We start from the raw sequence: 4,274 nt of genomic DNA, 5'->3' as shown, positions 1-4,274 counted from the left end.
ATTTAAGAAAATTGTAATGTTGTTGTAAGTTGAAAATATGCTAGAAATATGGTATTTTTAATCTAGATTTTGACTATAATAAAGAGGGAAGAGGTAAGCGTTGAATGGATAAATATATTAGTAACAAGATAAAAAATGTATCATTATTTATGACGTTCTTTGTAGTTTTACTACATTCGAACAATCTAGACACTACTCAAAGTGTGGTAAGTATTAATTCTCTAGTACAGAATTTTATAGGGCAAGGTATTGTCAGGGTAGCAGTCCCTATGTTTTTCTTGATATCAGGATATTTGTTTTTTTATAACTTTGTACCATCTATGGAAAAGTGGAAGTACAAATTCAAAAGCAGATTCCACAGCTTATTTATACCATATGTGATTTGGTGTACAGGTTGGTTAGTTATATTGTATTTAGTTGAATTATTGCCAATTGGTAGAGCATTATTCTCAGATAGAATAATAACAGATTATACTCTTAAGGAATTATTTTTAAATACATACATATATCCGCTTCCTTACCAATTTTGGTATATAAGATCATTGATGCTAGATGTGATATTGACACCTGTATTTTACTATATAATCAAATCACTTGGCAAAAAATCACTACCTATATTAGTTGTAATATGGTTTTTATATCCAATTTCAGAGATGTTTGGAGGAATATGGTTCTTACAAATATTCAACTATCCATTTACAATATTTGCAATAGGTGCGGCTTTAGCTATTAATAAGGTAGATTTGCATTTTAGAGATATAGAGGACAAGCATGTAGTAGTTTTAGGGGTATTGTACATATTATCTTGCGTAGTTAGAACTGTACTTATGTATACTGAGCTACCATTATTAGACTTGGCGGAAAATGCCGTGATTCTATTTGGAGTTCCATTTATGTGGCTTGTTTACGATAGAATAAGCAGTATAAATGATAAGAAAATAGATATAGCAAAATACGGAATATTTATATATTTCTTCCACATACCATTCCAATCAATCTTAAAGAAATTATGGTTTAAGGTTATGCCGCTTACTGATATCAGCAGCTTGATAATATTCTTTGTGGCTCCGGTTATTTCGATAATCGTATGCATATTGGTTGCGATGTTCTTGAGAAGATTTATGAATAGATTTTATATGGTATTAACTGGAGGAAGATAGTTTAAAGATGGTATTTCATTTTATGTGGGATACCATTTTATTATAATGTAGAGAATTGTATTTAGTAGTATATTAACGCACATCTGTTGCGTCTAATTAAAGGAGGAGGGGCTATAGTGAAAAAGTTTTTTATAATCCTTGTAATCTTGGTCGGGATAATTTTCTTTCAAGATGGAATCAAACAATTTACAGGAGATTTGACCGATTATATTAAAGTTGAAATATTAAAAAAAGATCAAAAAAATTTAAATAATATAGGTATAAATAACCAAGAAAATGGTAATGATAAAAACATAGAAGAGAGTAACTCAGGCTCAACCACTGTACAAAACTACGAGAATATCCAATTAGGCGACACTTTAGATAGTTTAATTTCAAAAATGGGGCAACCGAATAAAATAGAAGGCAGTGAATACGGCTTTAAATGGTATGTATATAATCAAGACTACACAAGATTTTGCATGGTAGGTATATCTAATGATAAAGTTGTGGCTTTATTTAGTAACACAATGGATTCAACCGAAAGCCAAGATATAAACCTTGGAGAAACTAAATCACAGGTTCTGAAAGCTTACGAGCCTTTGACATACAGAAAAATAGGAAATACTAGATATATTATAAATGAAGATTATTACAGCTTAATAGAAGTAGATAATAGCTACATAACGGCATTTTACGATTCATTTGAAGATAATAAAATAGTTGGAATACAAATTATATCTAAAGACATAGAAAAAAGCATGTCTGGGATATACACAAAGGATAATTCGGTGACAGATGACTTTGAAAATACAAACAGATATCTTATAAATTCAGAGAGAGTAGCGCATGATTTAAATACTGTTTCCTATAGTGAAAAGGCGACTTTATGTGCTAGATCACATAGTGAGGATATGAGAGATAATGATTACTTTGCACATCAAAATTTGAAAAATCAGAGTCCATTTGATAGAATGAACGACTACAATATCTATTATATTGGGGCAGCAGAGAATATAGCTGCAGGTCAGACTAGTGCGATATTTGCGCATTATGCATTGATGAATTCAGAAGGACATAGAGTCAACATACTAGGAGACTACAATTATGTAGGTGTTGGAGTTGTATTTGGTGGCAGTACTAATATGTATCTGACTCAAAATTTCTATAGATAGTGCTAAATAATTAGAAATAATATGTATATAATATGAAAATTTAATAGCATATTAAAAAGCTAAAAATTACATATAAAATATATAAATATAAACATTGACATAAAAATTTAGGTATGATAATATGTAATTCGATTAAGTAGACCAGATAATCGCGGGCAGCTTTGGCTGCGTGAGGAAAGTCGGAGCTCCATAGAGCAGGGTGCTAGGTAACGCCTAGTGGGAGTGATCCTAAGGAAAGTGCAACAGAAAATAACCGCCACTTTTGTGGTAAGGATGAAAAGGCGAGGTAAGAGCTCACCGTCGACTAGGTGACTAGTCGAGCCGTGTAAACCCCACCTGGAGCAAGGCCAAGATAGGGCAAAAAGGATGTTGCTCGCATCCTCCGGTAGGTAGGCCGCTTGAACTTATTGGTGACAATAAGTCTAGAAAGATGATTATCAAATACAGAACTCCGCTTATAGATCTGCTTAATTGAATACGATATTAGAAACTGCAATTTTTATGATTGCAGTTTTTTTTCGTATAAAAAATTGTCGATGAATGGCATTGAATTAATTTTCAAAATAATCTGAAAAGACAAATTTTTGCTGGAATTTACGTTATAATATATTTATTTACAAAATATTGAAAAAATAAATGACAAATTTTGTGAAATAGACTAAAATAAAAATAGGTTAGTTAATTTAATCTGAAATTATTTGATAATATAATTACTGGGGGGAAAATCATGAAGAAAAAATTATTAGCAATTTTAATGGCTGTGACTATGGTATTCAGCATGTTTGCCTATGCACCATTATCATTCGCAGAAGAAACAACTGATTCCTATGGTGAATATGCTTATAGTGTATTACAATACATAGATCAGAATTTAGTTGAAAGAAGAGCAGGTACTGACCAAGAGAAAAAAATGGCTGATTACCTAAAAGAACAATTAGAATCTTTTGGTTATGAAGTTGAAGTTCAACCTTTTACTTACACTAGAAGAGATGTAACTTATAATTCTCAAAACGTAATAGTTACTAAAAAAGGTGAATCTTCTAAAGAAGTTATAGTTGGATCTCACTATGACAGTGTTGGAACTCATGGTGTTGACGATAATGGATCTGGTACAGTTGTAAACCTAGAAACTGCAAAGAGATTTGTAAATAAGAAAACTCCTTATACTATTAAGTTTGTATTCTTTGGAGCTGAAGAAGTAGGTCTTAAAGGTTCTAAGGCTTATTCAGATGCTATGACAGACGAAGAAGTTGCAAATACTCTTTATATGGTAAATATGGATAGTATTTTAGCAGGTACTTATCGCTATATTTATAGTGGTAAATATAACAAAGAAACTGGTGAAGTTGAAAATACATGGCCAATTAAACAAGCTATGCAATTATCAGATGCTTTAGGAACAGGTATGAGACTTAATGATACTGAATTAAACTATGATTATCCAAGTCCATCTACTGGTAGTTGGAGTGACCATGCTAGCTTCTGGAGTAAAATGCCTTACTTATACTTTGAAGCAGCTAACTGGGAACTTCCTGATGATCCAGACCATCCTGAATGGGGAAGTTCAGGTGCTTATGAAACTGAAACTGGTGAAGTAATGCACGTACCAGGTAGAGATGATTTAAGCTTTATAGAAAATACTTGGGGAACTCGTGGAAAAGATACAATATCTGCTTATTGTACATTATTAGATTCAATCTTATGTCAAGTAAGCCCTGATGGTTTAATAACTCCATCTAAAGATGCATTAAAAGAAGCAATTGAAAAAGCTAACGATATGGACAAAACAAGCTTCTCTGATACTGCTTATGCTGCTTTCCAAGCTGCATTAAAAGAAGCAAAAGCTGTAAATAAAACTGAATATTTATTATTAAAAGATCAATCTGTAATAGACGAAGCTACAGCTAAGTTAAACGAAGCTATGAACAATTCTGGTTCTTCTATATCAAATGCTACTATA

Annotated in this window: 3 protein-coding genes and 1 other RNA gene; all 4 read left to right on the top strand. The window is 31.8% G+C overall.

What is annotated here, in order from left to right:
- Positions 1–104: 104 nt before the first annotated feature.
- On the top strand, positions 105–1,160 hold the full coding sequence (locus SPD90_RS13015) for an acyltransferase (RefSeq protein WP_320925513.1): 1,056 nt from the start codon (positions 105–107) through the stop codon (positions 1,158–1,160).
- 116 nt (positions 1,161–1,276) lie between these two features.
- The gene (locus SPD90_RS13010) at positions 1,277–2,314 is read left to right on the top strand and encodes a CAP-associated domain-containing protein (RefSeq protein ID WP_320925512.1); all 1,038 of its coding nucleotides are present in this window, start codon (positions 1,277–1,279) and stop codon (positions 2,312–2,314) included.
- A gap of 133 nt (positions 2,315–2,447) precedes the next feature.
- Positions 2,448–2,788, top strand: an RNA gene (gene rnpB, locus SPD90_RS13005) — RNase P RNA component class A.
- A gap of 253 nt (positions 2,789–3,041) precedes the next feature.
- On the top strand, positions 3,042–4,274 hold a 1,233-nt coding region (locus SPD90_RS13000; protein WP_320925511.1), incomplete at its 3' end, for a M20/M25/M40 family metallo-hydrolase.

The organism is Intestinibacter sp. (assembly GCF_034113885.1).
Taxonomy (GTDB): domain Bacteria; phylum Bacillota; class Clostridia; order Peptostreptococcales; family Peptostreptococcaceae; genus Intestinibacter.
The sequence above is the reverse complement of the archived record's forward strand: the minus strand, read 5'-3'. Positions and strand labels throughout refer to the sequence as shown.